This window comes from Streptomyces sp. NPDC050145 (assembly GCF_044460245.1).
In the GTDB taxonomy this organism is placed as follows: domain Bacteria; phylum Actinomycetota; class Actinomycetes; order Streptomycetales; family Streptomycetaceae; genus Streptomyces.
In genome coordinates this window covers 315,459-332,460 of sequence record NZ_JBITJS010000005.1, presented here as the reverse complement: position 1 = coordinate 332,460, position 17,002 = coordinate 315,459, and the positions used below count along the sequence as shown (strand labels likewise).

Genomic DNA, 17,002 nt, shown 5'->3' with positions numbered 1-17,002 from the left:
CACCCGCCCGGCATCGCCGTTCCCCTCCTTTCTTCTCCTGTCTTCCCTCTTCTCCTGTTTTCGTTTCCCTCCGCCTTCGCCGCCCGCCCCGGGGGTCCCGCACCGATGCGCAAGCCGTCCCGTGCCGTCCTGCTTCTGCTGCTCCTCTGCTTCCTGCTGAGCGGCGCGCCCGCCCAGGCCGCCGACAACGGCAGCTGGTCCGTCTTCCCCTACGCCACCGAGCTCGCCCGGCGCCCCTACTTCCACCTCTCGGCCGACCCCGGCGACACCGTCCGCGACCGGGTCGTCGTCGCCAACAAGACGGCGCGCCCCATGACCTTCCGGCTGTACGCGGCCGACGCCTACAACACCGCGCGCGACGGCGGCTTCGCCGTGCGGACGCGGAAGGAGAAGCAGCGGGGCGTCGGCGTCTGGGCCCGCCCCGCCCGCACCCGCGTCACCGTCCCGCCCCGCGGCCGCGTCACCGTGCCGATCACGATCAAGGTGCCCGAGCGCGCCGAACCCGGCGACCACCCCGGCGCCATCGTCGCCCTCGACGAGCGGATCGACCGGGGCGACGGCTCCCTCGCCCTGGGCGTGCAGCGCGCCGTCGCCGCCCGCGTCTACCTGCGGATCAGCGGCCCGACGATGCCCGCGATCAGCGTGGAGCGGGTGAAGGTCGAGCACAGCCGGCCCATGGTGCCGGGCACCGGGCCGAGCACCGCCGTCATCTCGTACACCCTGCGCAACCGCGGCAACGTCACCCTCGACCCGTCCGTGCGGCTGCACGCCAGTGGACTCTTCGGGCGCACGCTGCTGGCCCGCTCGCTGTCCGGGACGCCCGCCGAGCTGCTGCCCGGGCAGCGGGTCCGGCTGACCGCGCGCTGGAACGGGGCCCCGCAGTTCGACCGGGGCGACATCACGCTCACGGCGAGCGCCCGCGAGACCCGGGAGTCGGCGAGCGTCTCGTATCTGGCGCTTCCGTGGGTGTTCGTGCTCGCCGTCGCCGCGATTCTCGTGACCGGGGTCACCGTGGCCGTGCGGACCAGGCGGTCCCGGAGAGGCGCAGGTCACATATAAGCCCAGATCAGGGGCTTACGTGAGCGTCCTCACGCCGGGCTGGGGCGGGGCCGGAAGACCCCTCGGGCGAATCGGACAAAACAGCGTGTTTAAGGCGTGCAAGGGACTTTGGTCCCGGTACTTATGGGGACCGAAGAAAGGACCAAAGTCCCGTTCGGTGGGACCGGGGACCCGAAAAACGAGCCGCGCCGCACGCCATGGTGGAGCAGTCGCCAGGCACCGAGAGGTTCCGGCAGCGCCCCCGTCACAGGGGGCGCGGCGACACCCCCGACCCCGAACAAAGGTTTCTTACGTGTTCAGCTTCGCCCGTACCGCCGCCCGCACCCACCGCGCCCGTCGCTTCGCCGCCGGAGCCGTGCTCGCCGGGGCCGTCGGCACCGCCGTCTTCGCCGGCACCGGCAGCGCCTCCGCCGCGCCCGCCGCCTCCGGCTGGGACGCCGTCGCGCAGTGCGAGTCGACCGGCAACTGGTCGGCGAACACCGGCAACGGCTTCTCCGGCGGCCTGCAGTTCACGCCGTCCACCTGGGCCGCGTACGGCGGCACCCAGTACGCCCCGGCCGCACACCAGGCCAGCAAGGGCGAGCAGATCGCCGTCGCCAACAAGGTGCTCGCCTCGCAGGGCAAGGGTGCCTGGCCCGTCTGCGGCGCCAAGCTCTGAGCCGCACCACCACCAGTCAGTAACTGACTCAGACGGCGTCGGGGCCCCGTTCGCCCGTCCGCACCCGCACCACGGTGTCGACGGGCACGGCCCAGACCTTGCCGTCGCCGATCTTCCCGGTGCGCGCCGCCCGCACGACCGCTTCCATCACGGGCTCCGCGTCGTCGTCCGCGACGACCACCTCGATGCGCACCTTCGGCACCAGATCCACCCGGTACTCGGCGCCCCGGTACACCTCCGTGTGACCCCGCTGGCGCCCGTACCCGCTGGCCTCGGTCACCGTCAGACCGTGCACACCCAGCTCCTGCAGCGCCGTCTTCACCTCGTCGAGGCGATACGGCTTCACGACCGCGGTGATCAGCTTCATGACGTGACCCTTCCGGCGACAGGAGTGCTGCCCTGCGGGGCACCGTGCCCGAGGACGCCGTGATCGTACGCAGTCTCCGCGTGCGCCGTCTGGTCCAGGCCCGTGCGCTCTTCCTCCTCGCCGGCCCGGAAGCCCATCAGCCGGTCGATCGCCTTCCCGATCCCGTACGTCACCAGGAACGTGTACGCCGCCACGACCAGCACCGCGAGCAGCTGCTTGCCCAGCTGGCCGAACCCGCCGCCGTACAGCAGCCCCTCCTTGTCCGCCGAGCCGGTCATCGCCGACGTGGCGAACAGACCGATCAGAATCGTGCCGACCACCCCGCCCACGAAGTGCACGCCGACCACGTCCAGCGAGTCGTCGTAGTCGAAGCGGAACTTCCAGGCGACCGCGTACGAGCACACGACGCCGGCCACGAGCCCGACCACGGCCGCGCCCAGCACCCCCACGACCCCGCACGCCGGGGTGATCGCGACGAGCCCCGCGACCGCGCCCGACGCGGCGCCGAACGTCGTCGGATGCCCGTCCCGCCGCTGCTCCACGAACAGCCAGCCGAGCAGTCCCGTGCAGCCCGCGATCAGCGTGTTGAACAGGGACGCCGCGGCCAGCCCGTTCGCACCGAGCGCCGAGCCGCCGTTGAAACCGAGCCAGCCGAACCACAGCAGGCCCGCGCCCAGGATCACCATCGGCAGATTGTGCGGGCGCATCGCGTCCTTCTTGAACCCGAGCCGCGGCCCGAGCACCAGACACAGCGCGAGCCCCGACGCGCCCGACGCGATCTCGACGACCAGGCCGCCCGCGAAGTCCAGCGCGCCCAGGTGGTGCGCGATCCAGCCGCCCGGCCCCCACACCCAGTGCGCGACCGGGACGTATACGAGCAGCGCCCACACCGGCACGAAGACCAGCCACGCCCCGAACCGCGTACGGTCCGCGACCGCGCCGCTGATCAGCGCCGCCGTCAGGATCGCGAAGGTCAGCTGGAACGTGGTGAAGAGGAAGGTGGGGACGGTGCCGGTCACGTCGTCCGGGCCCACGCCCGCCATGCCCGCGTGCCCGAGATCCCCGATCAGGCCCGCGAACGCATCGTCGCCGAAGGCCAGCGAATAGCCCGCCACCAGCCACACCACCGTCACCAGGGCGATCGACACGAAGCTCATCATCAGCATGTTGAGCACGCTCTTCGTACGGACCATGCCCCCGTAGAAGAGGGCCAGGCCCGGGGTCATCAGCAGGACGAGCGCGGTGGCGGCGAGCAGCCAGGCCGTGTCACCCGTGTCGAGGGCGGCGGCGGCCGGGGCGGCGAGGGGAGGGGTCGTGGGAGGCATGCGGGCCAGCGTCACGGGCCCGCGTTTCCGTTGCCGCACCCCGGGGTTTCCGCCGTGTTTCGTGTCACCCCGGTGTTACAAGGCCCTCACGGTGCCGCACGGCTTCGCGGATCAGGGACAATGGGCGCCATGAGCGTTCACACCCCCGCTGCCGGACCTGCCCACCGCGCCGGCTTCGCCTGCTTCGTCGGACGCCCCAACGCGGGCAAGTCCACTCTCACGAACGCTCTGGTCGGCAAGAAGGTCGCGATCACCGCCGACCAGCCGCAGACCACGCGGCACACCGTGCGCGGCATCGTGCACCGTGAGGACGCGCAGCTGATCCTGGTCGACACCCCCGGGCTCCACAAGCCGCGCACCCTGCTCGGCGAGCGGCTCAACGACGTGGTGCGCACCACCTGGGCCGAGGTCGACGTCATCGGCTTCTGCCTGCCCGCGAACGAGAAGCTCGGCCCCGGCGACCGGTTCATCGCCAAGGAACTCGCGTCGATCAAGAAGACGCCGAAGATCGCGATCGTCACCAAGACCGACCTCGTCGACAGCAAGCAGCTCGCCGAGCAGCTCATCGCCATCGACCAGCTCGGCAAGGAGCTCGGCTTCGAGTGGGCCGAGATCATCCCGGTCTCCGCCGTCGGCGACAAGCAGGTCGGCCTGCTCGCCGACCTCATCGTGCCGCTGCTGCCCGAGGGCCCCGCGCTCTACCCGGAGGGCGACCTCACCGACGAGCCCGAGCAGGTCATGGTCGCCGAGCTGATCCGCGAGGCCGCGCTCGAAGGCGTCCGCGACGAGCTGCCGCACTCCATCGCCGTCGTCGTCGAGGAGATGCTGCCGCGCGAGGACCGCCCCGCCGACAAGCCGCTCCTCGACATCCACGCCTTCGTCTACATCGAGCGGCCCAGCCAGAAGGGCATCATCATCGGCCCCAAGGGCAAGCGCCTCAAGGACGTCGGCATCAAGTCCCGCAAGCAGATCGAGGCGCTCCTCGGCACGCCGGTCTACCTCGACCTGCATGTGAAGGTCGCCAAGGACTGGCAGCGCGACCCCCGCCAGCTCCGCAAGCTCGGCTTCTAGTCCCGGCCCTGGTGCTCGTTCTCGTACGCGGTCGGGCTCGGGGCCAGGTCCTGGAGCCCGATCACCCGCAGCAGCTCCAGCCGCTCGTGCGCCGGGGTGCCCGGCCGCGCCGAGTGCACGACGAGCTGCTGGTCGTGGCCGGCGCCAAGCAGCACCTCGCAGTCCAGGTCGAGCACGCCGACGACCGGGTGCACGAACCGCTTCGGCGACGGCCGCTCCACGACCACGTCGTGCGCCGCCCACAGCTCCTCGAACTCCCTTGACACGGACCGTAGTTCGCGGACGAGTGCGGCCGGGCCCGGGTCGTCCGGGCGGGCCGCGGCGACCGCCCGCAGGCCCGCCACGTGGGCGCGGCCGAGCGCCTCGTGCTGGTCGGCGGGGAACAGGGCGCGGGTCGCCGGGTCCGTGAACCAGCGGCGGATCATGTTCGTGCCCACGTGGTCGCCGGTCAGGGCCATCGACATCGCGTTCTGCGCGAGCACCTCGCCCCAGTCGCCGAACACCGTCGCCGGCAGGTCGTGCAGCCGGTCCAGGATCAGCAGCAGCCCCGGGCGGACGTGTCCCGAGGAGGTGCCGGGCCGCGGTGGCTCCTCGCCGGCCAGATGGAACAGATGGTCCCGCTCGGCGTCCGTCAGACGCAGCGCGCGGGCCAGCGCCGTGAGCATCTGGCGCGAGGGGTGCGAGCCGCGGCGCTGCTCGAGCCGCGTGTAGTAGTCCGCGGACATCCCGGCGAGCTGCGCCACCTCCTCGCGGCGCAGGCCCGGGGTGCGGCGCCGGGGGCCCGTGGGCAGGCCCACGTCCGACGGGTTCAGTCGGCTGCGGCAGCGGCGCAGGAAGTCGGCGAGTTCGACACGGTTCACGCTTCTCAGCATGGCTCGCCGCCGGGTCCGTATCCAGGGAGTACCGGTCCCTGGATAACCGCGTCTCTCCCGCCGGGTCGCCGACGGGCGGAGGCTTCAGCCGTGGCCGGTACGGCAGGTACGGCAGGTACGGCCACTTCGGCTACGAGAACGAGGAGGCGGCCATGCTGACATTGGTGACGGGTGCGACGGGTCAGGTCGGGCGGCGGTTCGTGCCGCGGCTGCTGCGGGCGGCCCCGCACGGGGACCGGGTGCGGGTGCTGGTGCGGGAGGCGGAGCGCGGGGAGGAGTTCGCGGAGCTCGGGGCGGAGGTCGTCGTCGGGGACCTGCGGGACGCGGAGACGCTCGGGAAGGTGACGGCCGGGGTGGACGCGGTCGTGAACGTAGCGGCGGCGTTCCGTGGAGTCCCCGACGAGGAGGCGCGCGCGGTCAACCGGGACGCGGCGATCGAGCTCGGGCGGGCCGCGGTGGCCTCCGGCGTCGGCAGGTTCGTGCAGGTCAGTACGGGGCTCGTGTACGGCGCCGGGCGGGGCCGCGCCCTCGTCGAGTCGGACGAGTCCGTACCCGGCGGGCATCTGTGGGGCGCCTACCCCGAGTCGAAGTGGGAGGCCGAACAGGGGCTCGCGGGACTCTCCGGGCTCGGTGATCTGCGGATCGGGCGCCTGCCCTTCGTGTACGGGGACGGGGACCCGCACCTCGACACGGCGGTGGAGTGGGCCCCCGGCTGGGCCGGGATGCAGCGACTGCACCTCGGCCACCACGCGGATGTGGCCCAGGGCCTGCTGCGACTCCTGTACGCGCCGGGGGCGTCCGGCGCGTACAACATCGCGGACGACGCCCCGCTGACCACGATCGACCTGTTGACCTTCGCGGGTCTGGAGGTGCCGCCCTCCGTCTCCGAGCGGGAGACCACGGACCCCTGGCACGCGGTCCTCTCCACATCCCGAATCCGCCACGACCTGGGCTACCGCCCCCTGTACCCCTCCCTCTGGTCAGCCAAGGCCTCCGGCGCCCTGTGACCGCCGGCGCCGGCGGTGTAGCTGTGCGGCTCTTCCTGGATGGCCCGGCGCGCGACGCCGGCACTGCGGCCGAGCCCCGATGAATACACACGCGGCACCGGGCACAGCCCTTCGCCCAGCCCTCCTCCCACCCACCCGCCCCCTCCGGGGGCGTCGGCCCGGCACTGGGCGCGCCCCTTCAGGGGTGCGGGGCTGTATCGATGCGAGGCCCCCTCGCGGGGGCTACCAATGGGCCCCTCGGGCACGCGGGGCTGCATCCGATCAGCGACTCCGTCGCGGGGCGCGCCCGTCATGCCCCTGGGGCGCACGGAGTGTGCCTTCCAGGGGCGCGGGGAACTGCGCGACCAGCCACGACGGTGGCGCACCCGGCGACGATCGTCAGCCCCTACGGCGACGGCGCTTCAGCCGGGGCCCAATGGAACCCGCACCCGGCGCCGGGCATCGCCCTTGGCCCCAGCCCCGCTCCCACCCACCCGCCCCCTCCGGGGGCGTCGGCCCGGCACCGAGCGCGCCCCCAGGGGAGCGGGGCCGAGTCGATGCGCGGCCCCGGCGCGGGGCACGACCAACCGGCGTCCCTGGGGCGCGGCCTGTGTCGATCAGCGACTCCGTCGCGGGGCGAAACCAACGGTCCCTGGGGCGCACGGAGTGCGCCTTCAGGGGCGCGGGGAACTGCGCGAGAAGCCCCACCGGACGGGACCCGGCGACGATCGTCCGCCCCTACGGCGGCGCCGTTTTGGCCGAGGCCAAGGGAACGCGCACCCGGCACCTGGGTGCCGCCTTGCCCACCGGTGCCGCCCCAGGCGGCAGACTGCCCAAGGCGGGGTCGACCGGATGCGCGCCCCGGACCGGAGTGCCGGCCCGGGGTCCGGGTCGCTGCCCGAGGCGGGGCGCCGGGCCGACGCCCCCGGAGGGGGCGGGTGGGTGGGAGCAGGGCCGGGGCTATGGGCGAGGTCGGCCGCAGGCGTGTTGCGGGCGAGTGCGTCGCCGGGCGTGCAACTCCGGCAGCGGGAGGAGGGCCGGGGCTATGGGCGAGGTCGGCCGCAGGCGTGTTGCGGGCGAGTGCGTCGCCGGGCGTGCAACTCCGGCAGCGGGAGGAGGGCCGGGGCCATGGGCGAGGTCGGCCGCAGGCGTGTTGCGGGCGAGTGCGTCGCCGGGCGTGCAACTCCGGCAGCGGGAGGAGGGCCGGGGCTATGGGCGAGGCCGGCCCGGGGCATATCGGGGGGCGAGCGCGTCGCCGGGCACGCAGCCCCGGCAGCGGGAGGAGGGCCGGGGCTATGGGCGAGGCCGGCCCTGGGCACGTCGCAGCCGAGCGCGTCGCCGGACATCGCCCCCGGGACTCCGCCCGCCCCGCGCCGAGCGGCCCGCGCCTCAGTCCACCCCCTTGATCCGATGGACCAGCAGCGCTCCGGCGAGGCCGATCGCGGCCGCGACCAGGTACAGGACTCGGTAGCCGCCCAGCTGGCCGACCAGCGGGGCGGCCAGTACGGGCGCGGCCACCTGCGGCAGCGAGTTCGCGATGTTGATGACGCCGAGGTCCTTGCCCCGGTCCAGGGCCGCCGGGAGGACATCGGTCATCAGGGCGAAGTCCACGGACGTGAAGACGCCGAAACCGACCCCGAGCACCGCGGCAGCGACCAGCGCCCCGCTCCACGTCTGCCACCCGGACAGCACCCCGGTCGCGACAGCGATGAGCACCCCGGACCAGAGAACGAAGGGCTTGCGCCGGCCGGCCCGGTCCGACCAGACCCCGCCCACGACGACGGTCGCGAGCAGCGTCACTCCGTTGACCGCCGTGAGGATCAGCACCCCGGACTCCGGGTCCGGGTAGTGGAGTTGATCGCGGAGATAGTAGAAGAGGTACAGGAGCACCAGCGCGTTGCCGAGGTTGATCAGGAACCGGGTCAGCCAGGCCCACGCGAAGTCGGGATGCGCGCGCGGGCTCAGCCAGAACCCCGCCGCGAAGCCCCGCCACGACCACGCGGGCCGGTCGGCCGGAGCGAGCCGCAGGTCCGGGTGGCGCAGCACGTACGGCGCGACCCCGACGAGCGTGAACACGGCGCAGGCCGCGTACCCGCCCCCCGTCCCGCCGGCCAGCGTCGCGAGCCCCGTCCCGCCGACGACCCCGAGGATCTGCGCGGCCCCGAGCCACCCGCCGACCGCCCCGCGCTGCAGCCGCGGCACCCGGTCCGGCACGGCCGCGGTGACCGCCGCGAACGCCGCGTTCAGCGTCAGCTGCACCAGGCCCCAGCCCAGGAACAGCACCCAGACGGACTCCGCGACCCCGAGCAGCAGCAGGGACAGCGCCCCGCCCACGGACCCGGCCACGATCCACGGCGTACGCCGCCCGTAGCGGGACACGGTCCGGTCGGACAGCGCCCCGAACAGCGGGTTCGCGGCGAGGGAGACGACGGCCCCGACCCCGGTGACCCAGGCGAGCAGCGATTCCTTCGACAGGCCGGTGCCGGGCGCGAACTGCTCCGACTGCTGGGCGAGCAGGATCTGCAGGGGCCCGTACCAGCCCACCCAGATCGCACCGTTGGCCAGCGAGAGCGCGACCGTCCAGCCGCGCCGGACCCGCTCGGCGGGCTCCTCCAGGGCGAGCGCGCTCATGACCGCGGCGCCTTCTGCTCCCGCAGCGCGTCCCGCAGCCAGGCGTACGAGGCCTTCGGGGTGCGGGTCCCGGTCGCGTAGTCGACGTGGACCAGGCCGAAGCGCTTCGTGTAGCCCTCGGCCCATTCCCAGTTGTCGAGGAGCGACCAGACGAAGTAGCCGCGCACGTCGGCGCCCGCCTCCATCGCCCGGTGCAGCGCCCGCAGATGCCCGTCCAGGTAGGCGATCCGGTCCCGGTCGTCGAGGCCCTCGTACGCGCAGCCGTTCTCGGTGACGACGACGGGCGGCAGCCGGTCCCCGTAGCGTTCGCGGAAGGAGGCGAGGAGTTCGGTGAGCGCGTCGGGGACGACGGGCCAGCCGAAGTCCGTCACCGGGTACCCTTCGATCTCCCGTACCGCGAAGGGCAGTTCGGCGGGCAGCGTCAGTCCGGAGAACTCCACGTCCGCGCCGCCGGGCAGCGGCGCCCCCACCTTCGTCGGCTGGTAGTAGTTCACCCCGTACCAGTCGAGCGTGCCCTCGGAGATCACCTCGAGGTCGGCGGCGAGGTCGTCGGCCGGCATCAGCTCGCCGAACCCGTCGGGGTAGCGGCCGAGGAGCAGCGGGTCGGAGAAGAGCCGGTTGAGGATGACGTCGTAGAGGTCGGCGGCCGCCGCGTCGGCCGGTCCGGCGGAGGCGGGCCAGGTCGGGCCGTGGGAGTTGGCGATGCCGATGTCGGTGGCGCCCGCCGCGCGCAGCGCCTGGGCGGCGAGCCCGTGCGCGAGGAGCTGGTGGTGGGCGACGGGCAGGGCGTCGAACAGCAGCTTCCTGCCGGGCGCGTGCTCGCCGAGGGCGTGGCCGAGCAGGGTGTGCTCGGCGGGCTCGTTGAGGGTGATCCAGGTGCCGGTGCGGTCGGCGAGCCGCGCCGCGACGGTCTGCGCGTGGGCGGCGAAGCGGGACGCGGTGTCCCGGGACAGCCAGCCGCCGGCCTCCTCGACCTCCACCGGCAGGTCCCAGTGGAAGAGCGTCGGCACCGGCCGCACGCCCCGCGCGCACAGCTCGTCGACGAGCCGGTCGTAGAAGTCGAGCCCGCCGGGCCGCAGCACCCGCGGCCAGGACACCGAGAAGCGGTACGCGCCGACCCCGAGGTCGTGGACGAGGCCCACGTCCTCGCGGTAGCGGGCCACGTGGTCGCAGGCCGTGTCCGCGGTGGAGCCGTCCTTGATCCGTCCGGGCTCGGCGCCGAACGCGTCCCAGATCGAGGGCGCGCGTCCTTCGACGGCGCCCTCGATCTGGTGGGCAGAGGTGGAGACACCCCACAGGAAGCCGGGCGGGAACTTCGGGAGCGGGGGCGCGTCCGGGGTGGCTGGCATGGGCGCGATCATCCGTACCGGCCGGTAGAGAAGTCAACGCCCGTGCAGTGCCCCGTAGTTACCGCGGGTATCCCTAAACCCGGGCGACCCGGCCGGCCCGGGCGGTCAGGCGCCCTCCTTCAGGACGCGGGTGATCAGCCTGCGCTGCTCCGGAGTGAGCCGCGGGTCAGCGCAGTACACCGTCCGCCCGTCCACCGTGATCGTGTAGCTGAACCCGTCGGGCACCCCGCCGGGCGGGCTGTCCCGGCCCTCGGCGAGCGCCGCCTCGGCCAGCTGCCGCCACTCGTGCTCGTCGCCGTGGCCCGACGTGTCGATCTCGGCCTGCCGGGGGACCCCGGCGAAGCCGCCCGTGCGCCTGACGTGAATCCGCATGGCTCCCGCCTACCCGTTCAGCTCGTCGGCACCCCGACCTGCTCCCAGGCCTTGAGCACAGCCCGGGTCTCGTCTCCCGCCCCGTACCGCTCCTGCGCGGCCTTCGCGGTCAGCTGCGCGAAGTCCGTGAAGGAGGCGTCCTCGCCCAGCTCGCCGCCGGTGAGGGTGTCGAACCAGATCTGCCCGGCCCGCTCCCACGCCTGCCCGCCGAGCTCCGTGGCCAGCAGGTAGAAGGCGTGGTTGGGGATGCCGGAGTTGATGTGGACGCCGCCGTTGTCCTCCTCGGTGTCCACGTAGTGCTCCATGTCGGCGGGCTGCGGGTCCTTGCCGAGCACGTCGTCGTCGTACGCAGTGCCCGGCGCCTTCATGGAGCGCAGCGCCACGCCCTGGACGCTCGGCGCGAGCAGCCCCGCGCCGATCAGCCAGTCGGCCTCGGCAGCGCTCTGGCCGAGCGAGTACTGCTTGATGAGGGAGCCGAAGACGTCGGAGAGCGACTCGTTGAGGGCGCCCGGCTGGCCCGCGTAGGTCAGGTTCGCCGTGTACTGGGTGACGCCGTGGGTGAGTTCGTGGCCGATCACGTCGACGGGCAGGGTGAAGTCGAGGAAGATCTCGCCGTCCCCGTCGCCGAACACCATCTGCTCGCCGTTCCAGAACGCGTTGTTGTAGTCCTGGTCGTAGTGGACCGTCGCGTCGAGCGCGAGCCCGTTGCCGTCGATCGACCAGCGGTCGTACTTCTGCAGGTACAGCTCGAAGGTGGCGCCGAGGCCGGCGAAGGCCCGGTTGACGGTGGCGTCCTGGCCCGGCGCGTCGCTCTCGCCGCGCACCTGGTCGCCGGGGAGCTGGGTGCCGTGCCCGGCGTCGTAGATCGTGCGCTTCGGCTTCCGGTCGGCGGGGGCGACGGGCGGGGTGGCGACGGCGGTGCGGGTGACGACGGTGCGGCGGCGCCGGCCGCGCTCCAGGGCGTCGCGTTCCAGGGTGAGGCGGGCGCGCTCGGCGGCCGTCGCGTTCGACGACTGCGCGACGCGGTCGAGGAGATGGGGCGGGACGATCGTGCAGAAGACGGGCTCGAAGCCCGACGGGTTCGCGGTCATCATGCCAAGGTGGCACTGCGTCACCGTGGTGTCACGAGGTGCGACGGTGATTAGCGAAATAGAGCGAAATAGCGGGAGGGTGTTGTCGAAATAGAGGCGTAAGTCACCTATGCCCGGTTACTCGCCGGTCGTCCCGCATACTGATACGACCCTCCGCACAAGAGCGGGACTCGGTTAAGGTGCTCAGCATCATGCGATTCGGGCTGCTTCTCCTTAGCTGCCGCGGCGAGGGCCTGTAGTCGAGGCCGACCCCCTCCCCGCGGAGTTTGGCGTTGCGCCGTCGGCCGCCTTACCGGCCACCCTCTGAGGAGCCCCGCATCATGGCGAACCGCCAGCAGACCAGCCGCATGCCCATCCACAAGTACGGTCAGTACGAGCAGGTCGACATCGCCGACCGCACCTGGCCGAACCAGCGGATCACCACTGCTCCTCGCTGGCTCTCCACGGACCTGCGCGACGGCAACCAGGCCCTGATCGACCCCATGTCGCCCGAGCGCAAGCGCCGGATGTTCGACCAGCTGGTCAAGATGGGTTACAAGGAGATCGAGGTCGGCTTCCCGGCCTCCGGCCAGACCGACTTCGACTTCGTCCGCTCGATCATCGAGGAGCCGGGCGCCATCCCGGACGACGTGACGATCTCCGTACTGACCCAGGCCCGTGAGGACCTGATCGAGCGCACGGTGGAGTCCCTGAAGGGCGCCCGGCGCGCCACGCTGCACCTGTACAACGCCACGGCTCCCGTCTTCCGCCGCGTGGTCTTCCGCGGCTCCAAGGACGACATCAAGCAGATCGCCGTCGACGGCACCCGCCTGGTGATGGAGTACGCGGAGAAGATCCTGGGCCCCGAGACCGAGTTCGGCTACCAGTACAGCCCCGAGATCTTCACGGACACCGAGCTGGACTTCGCCCTGGAGGTCTGCGAGGCCGTCATGGACGTCTACCAGCCGGGTCCGGGCCGCGAGATCATCCTCAACCTGCCCGCCACGGTGGAGCGTTCGACCCCGTCGACGCACGCGGACCGCTTCGAGTGGATGGGCCGCAAGCTGTCCCGCCGCGAGCACGTGGTCCTGTCGGTCCACCCGCACAACGACCGGGGCACCGCCGTCGCCGCCGCCGAACTGGCCGTGATGGCCGGCGCCGACCGCGTCGAGGGCTGCCTGTTCGGCCAGGGCGAGCGCACCGGCAACGTCGACCTGGTCACCCTGGGCATGAACCTGTTCTCGCAGGGCGTCGACCCGCAGATCGACTTCTCCGACATCGACGAGATCCGTCGCACGTGGGAGTACTGCAACCAGATGGAGGTCCACCCGCGCCACCCGTACGTGGGCGACCTGGTCTACACGTCCTTCTCCGGCTCCCACCAGGACGCCATCAAGAAGGGCTTCGACGCCATGGAGGCCGACGCGAAGGCCAAGGGCGTCACCGTCGACGACATCGAGTGGGCCGTCCCGTACCTGCCCATCGACCCGAAGGACGTCGGCCGCTCCTACGAGGCCGTCATCCGGGTCAACTCGCAGTCCGGCAAGGGCGGTATCGCCTACGTCCTGAAGAACGACCACAAGCTGGACCTGCCGCGCCGTATGCAGGTCGAGTTCTCGAAGGTCATCCAGGCCAAGACCGACGCCGAGGGCGGCGAGGTCACGCCGAAGGACATCTGGAACGTCTTCCAGGACGAGTACCTGCCCAACTCCGGCAACCCGTGGGGCCGCATCCAGGTCAAGACGGGCCAGACCACGACGGACACCGACGGTGTGGACCGCCTGACGGTCGAGGCCGAGGTGGACGGCACCGAGCAGATCCTGGTCGGTACGGGCAACGGTCCGATCTCCGCGTTCTTCGACGCGCTGCAGGCCGTCGGCGTCGACGCCCGCCTGCTGGACTACCAGGAGCACACGATGAGCGAGGGCGCCTCGGCCGTCGCCGCCTCGTACATCGAGGTCGCCATCGAGGACAAGGTCCTGTGGGGCATCGGCATCGACGCGAATACGACACGTGCGTCGCTGAAGGCCGTCGTCTCCGCGGTGAACCGCGCCGCCCGCTGACTCCTCTGAGCTGGCGTTTCCCGGCCCCGTGCACCTTTTGTCGGTGTGCGGGGCCGCGTCATGTCTCGGCCACGCCGCCGGTTCGCCGTGATCCCGTCGTGACCAAGGTACTGACGCCGCCTCGGCAATGTGGCTAACATCACGCCAGCGTCGCGATGTTGCGGCGCCGTTACGGAGGTGTGCACGTGCTGCCGAAGCTGGGACAAACACGGCGAACCGGGCTCACGCGCGTACTCGGCGTGCACACCACCTGGACCACCGTGGGTGACGGGGAGTTCTTCTGCCCCGGCTGCGGCGGCGACCGCAACTACCAGCGGCGCACCGGCCGGCGCCGCTTCACCGTCCTCGGCGTCCCGCTCGTGCCCCGCGGCCACACCGGCCCCGTCGTCCAATGCGCCGCCTGCGAGCACCGGTTCGGCATGGACGCCCTCGACCACCCGACCACGCACCGCTTCTCGGCGATGCTCCGCGACGCCGTGCACACCGTCGTCCTCGCCGTCCTCGCCACCGGCACCACCGCCTCCCGCACCACCCTGGAGTGCGCGGTCGGCATCCTGCGCGCCGCCGGCTTCGAGGACTGCTCCGAGGTCCAACTCGCCGCGCTCGTCGAGGCGTTGGTGACCGACGCGGGCCGGCTGCCCGAGCACGCCGGATCCGGCGCCGGGCTCGCCATCGAGCTCCACGAGGCGCTCGACCCGATCGCCGCGCACCTCGCGCCCGCCGGACGGGAGTCGATCCTGACCCAGGGCGCGCGGATCGCCCTCGCGGACGGCCCGTACTCGGCCGCCGAGCGCGATGTCCTCGGCACCGTCGGCGCCGCCCTCACCATGTGCACGGACGAGGTCTCCGAACTGCTCCTCGCGGCGGCCCGCACCCCCAGCTGATCCGTCCGCAGTACTCCCGCGGGAGTAGTGCCGCGCCCTGACCGCCCCCGGCAGTAGAGCCGGAGTCCGTCGCGGGCGCGATGGAAAGCCCCTCGCGGTCCAAGAGTCTGGTGACACCGGACTTCAGGACCACGACTCGAGGGGGCCGACCCATGGCGGGATCACCGGTACGGAAAGGGCGCGCGGTGCCGTGGGTGCTGCTCGTGCTCTGGATCGGCGTGCTGGCGCTCGCGGGACCGTTCGCCGGAAAGCTCGGCGACGTGCAGCACGACCGCGCGGTCGACTATCTGCCGGCGAGCGCCGACTCCACACAGGTCGCGAAGATCCAGGAGCGGCTGCCCGGCGGCGAGACCACCGAGCTGGTCCTCGTCTACCACCGCGACGGCGGCCTGACCGCCGCCGACAAGGCCGAGGCGGCCCGCCAGGCCGCCGCCGTCGACGCCAAGCTGGACCTCGTCGCCCCGCCGCGAGGAGTCCCGTCCGAGGCGGGCGACACCCTGATGTACCCGGTCGCGAGCACCGGCCCCGGCATCGACGAGAAGGCCCGCGACGCGTTCGTGGGCGACGTCCGCGCCCTCGCCCACGACACCGGCGGGCTGAGCGTCGACGTCGGCGGGCCCGGCGCCCTCGCCACCGACGCCTCCGAGGTCTACCAGTCGCTCGACGGGCCCCTGCTCTACACGACCGTCGCCGTCGTCGCCCTGCTCCTCGTCCTGATCTACCGCAGCCCGTTCCTGTGGCTCGTCCCGCTCGCCGTCGCGGGCGTCGCCGACTTCCTCTCCATGGGCGTCGCCTACGGCCTCCACCAGGCCTTCGGCACCACGATCAGCGGCCAGAGCTCCGGCGTCATGACGATCCTCGTCTTCGGCGCGGGCACCGACTACGCCCTCCTCATCGTCTCCCGCTACCGCGAGGAACTGCGCCGCGTCCAGCGCCCGTACGAGGCGATGCGCGCGGCCCTGCGCGGCTGCGGCCCCGCCGTGCTCGCCTCCTCCGGCACCGTCGCCGTCGGGCTGCTCTGCCTGCTCGCCGCCGACCTCAACTCCTCGCGCGGCATGGGCCCCCTCGGCGCCGTCGGCGTCCTGTGCGCGCTCGTCGCCATGCTGACCCTGCTGCCCGCCGTGCTCGTCCTGCTCGGCCGGCGCGTGTTCTGGCCGCTCGTGCCCGCGTTCGGCTCCGAGCCGAAGAAGCGCAGGTCGCTGTTCTCCGCGATGGGATCCTCGGCGGGGCGCAGGCCGTTCGCCGTCCTCGGCGCCGGGGCCGTCCTCCTCGGCGCCCTCGCCCTCGGCGTGCTCAACCTGCCGGGCAGCCTCAAACAGGAGGACTCCTTCACCGACAAGCCGGACTCGGTCACCGCGATGCAGACGCTCGCCGCCGCCTACCCGGACCGCAGCGCCCAGCCGATCACCGTCATCGCCCCGGCCGGTGACGCGGACCGGGCCGTCGCCGCCGCCCGCACCACCCCCGGCGTCGCCGACGTACGCGCCGGACGCAGCGGCGCGGGCTGGACCGAGATCAGCGTCACCGCCGACGCCGCCCCGCAGACCGCCGCCGAGACCCGCACCATCGAGGCGCTGCGCGACCGGCTCGACGGCCGGGGCGCCTACGTCGGCGGGCCCAGCGCCGAACAGCTCGACCTCAAGGACACCAACGCCCGCGACCGCCTGGTCGTCGTCCCGATCGTCCTCGCGGCCGTCCTCCTCATCCTCGTGGCCCTGCTCCGCAGCCTCGTCGCACCGCTGCTCCTGCTCGTCGCGGTGGTCGCCGTCTGGGGCGCGTCCCTCGGCATCGCCGGACTCGTCTTCGAGCCCCTCTTCGGCTTCTCCGGCACCGACCCCGGACTCGGACTGCTCTCGTTCGTCTTCCTCGTCGCCCTCGGCGTCGACTACGGGATCTTCCTCATGCACCGGATGCGGGAGGAGGTCCTCGGCGGCCAGGAGACCGGCGCGGCCGCGCTCACCGCGCTGCGCACCACCGGCGGCGTGATCGCCTCGGCCGGACTCGTGCTCGCCGCGACCTTCGCCGTCCTGATCAACATGCCGCTGGTGCAGCTGGTCGAGCTCGGCTTCGTCATCGCCGTCGGCGTCCTCCTCGACACGTTCCTCGTCCGTACGTACCTGGTGACCTCGGCGAGCCTCGCGCTCGGCCGGAAGGTCTGGTGGCCGGGCCCGCTCGCCCGGAAACCGGCGGCCCCACGGCCACCGGCCGCCGAGGAACCCGAACTCGCCCTGAAGTGACCGAAGGCGCCCCTCCCTGCCGGAGGGGCGCCTTCCTCCCCGAAGATGGACCGGTGGA

13 protein-coding genes and 1 pseudogene are annotated in these 17,002 nt (G+C 72.6%); 7 read left to right on the top strand and 7 right to left on the bottom strand.

Annotated elements, in window-relative coordinates; genetic code table 11:
• Positions 1 to 105 precede the first annotated feature (105 nt).
• Positions 106 to 1,059, top strand: a complete 954-nt coding sequence (locus tag ACIBTU_RS12980; protein WP_399126105.1) for a WxL protein peptidoglycan domain-containing protein — start codon at positions 106 to 108, stop codon at positions 1,057 to 1,059.
• Positions 1,060 to 1,414: 355 nt separating this feature from the next.
• Positions 1,415 to 1,714: pseudogene (locus ACIBTU_RS12975) on the top strand (transglycosylase family protein); the annotation flags it as partial.
• Positions 1,715 to 1,745: 31 nt separating this feature from the next.
• Here the strand turns inward: ACIBTU_RS12975 and ACIBTU_RS12970 are convergent.
• The gene (locus ACIBTU_RS12970; RefSeq protein ID WP_399126104.1) at positions 1,746 to 2,084 is read right to left on the bottom strand and encodes a P-II family nitrogen regulator; all 339 of its coding nucleotides are present in this window, start codon (positions 2,082 to 2,084) and stop codon (positions 1,746 to 1,748) included.
• Positions 2,081 to 3,409, bottom strand: coding sequence for an ammonium transporter (locus tag ACIBTU_RS12965; RefSeq protein WP_399126103.1), 1,329 nt, complete (start codon positions 3,407 to 3,409; stop codon positions 2,081 to 2,083). Before ACIBTU_RS12965 ends, ACIBTU_RS12970 begins: the two co-directional genes overlap by 4 nt.
• 120 nt (positions 3,410 to 3,529) lie before the next feature.
• On the opposite strand from ACIBTU_RS12965, the gene era reads away from it, so the two are divergent.
• On the top strand, positions 3,530 to 4,480 hold the full coding sequence (gene era, locus ACIBTU_RS12960) for a GTPase Era (protein ID WP_399126102.1): 951 nt from the start codon (positions 3,530 to 3,532) through the stop codon (positions 4,478 to 4,480).
• Here the strand turns inward: era and ACIBTU_RS12955 are convergent.
• Positions 4,477 to 5,340: a helix-turn-helix transcriptional regulator gene (locus tag ACIBTU_RS12955; RefSeq protein ID WP_399126101.1), complete on the bottom strand. Its 864-nt coding sequence runs from the start codon at positions 5,338 to 5,340 to the stop codon at positions 4,477 to 4,479. The genes era and ACIBTU_RS12955 overlap by 4 nt on opposite strands.
• 164 nt (positions 5,341 to 5,504) lie before the next feature.
• Here ACIBTU_RS12955 and ACIBTU_RS12950 point away from each other — a divergent pair, with 164 nt between their 5' ends.
• Complete coding sequence (locus ACIBTU_RS12950) at positions 5,505 to 6,359, top strand: NAD-dependent epimerase/dehydratase family protein (RefSeq protein WP_399126100.1); 855 nt, start codon at positions 5,505 to 5,507, stop codon at positions 6,357 to 6,359.
• A 1,368-nt stretch (positions 6,360 to 7,727) separates the two neighbouring features.
• Here the strand turns inward: ACIBTU_RS12950 and ACIBTU_RS12945 are convergent.
• From ACIBTU_RS12945 to ACIBTU_RS12930, 4 genes are all read right to left on the bottom strand, one after another.
• Positions 7,728 to 8,969, bottom strand: a complete 1,242-nt coding sequence (locus tag ACIBTU_RS12945; RefSeq protein WP_399126099.1) for an MFS transporter — start codon at positions 8,967 to 8,969, stop codon at positions 7,728 to 7,730.
• A complete protein-coding gene (locus ACIBTU_RS12940; protein ID WP_399126098.1) occupies positions 8,966 to 10,318 on the bottom strand; it encodes a GH1 family beta-glucosidase in 1,353 nt (450 codons plus the stop codon). Before ACIBTU_RS12940 ends, ACIBTU_RS12945 begins: the two co-directional genes overlap by 4 nt.
• Positions 10,319 to 10,423: 105 nt before the next feature.
• Positions 10,424 to 10,690 (bottom strand): protealysin inhibitor emfourin, encoded by a 267-nt coding sequence (locus tag ACIBTU_RS12935; protein ID WP_399126097.1) that lies wholly within the window; start codon positions 10,688 to 10,690, stop codon positions 10,424 to 10,426.
• A 17-nt stretch (positions 10,691 to 10,707) separates the two neighbouring features.
• Positions 10,708 to 11,781: a M4 family metallopeptidase gene (locus tag ACIBTU_RS12930; RefSeq protein WP_399126096.1), complete on the bottom strand. Its 1,074-nt coding sequence runs from the start codon at positions 11,779 to 11,781 to the stop codon at positions 10,708 to 10,710.
• A gap of 320 nt (positions 11,782 to 12,101) precedes the next feature.
• On the opposite strand from ACIBTU_RS12930, the gene leuA reads away from it, so the two are divergent.
• The 3 genes from leuA (at position 12,102) to ACIBTU_RS12915 (ending at position 16,944) form a co-directional block, all read left to right on the top strand.
• On the top strand, positions 12,102 to 13,823 hold the full coding sequence (gene leuA, locus ACIBTU_RS12925) for a 2-isopropylmalate synthase (RefSeq protein WP_399126094.1): 1,722 nt from the start codon (positions 12,102 to 12,104) through the stop codon (positions 13,821 to 13,823).
• A gap of 185 nt (positions 13,824 to 14,008) precedes the next feature.
• A complete protein-coding gene (locus ACIBTU_RS12920; RefSeq protein WP_399126093.1) occupies positions 14,009 to 14,707 on the top strand; it encodes a TerB family tellurite resistance protein in 699 nt (232 codons plus the stop codon).
• Between the two features lie 152 nt (positions 14,708 to 14,859).
• Complete coding sequence (locus tag ACIBTU_RS12915) at positions 14,860 to 16,944, top strand: MMPL family transporter (protein ID WP_399126092.1); 2,085 nt, start codon at positions 14,860 to 14,862, stop codon at positions 16,942 to 16,944.
• Positions 16,945 to 17,002: the final 58 nt, after the last annotated feature.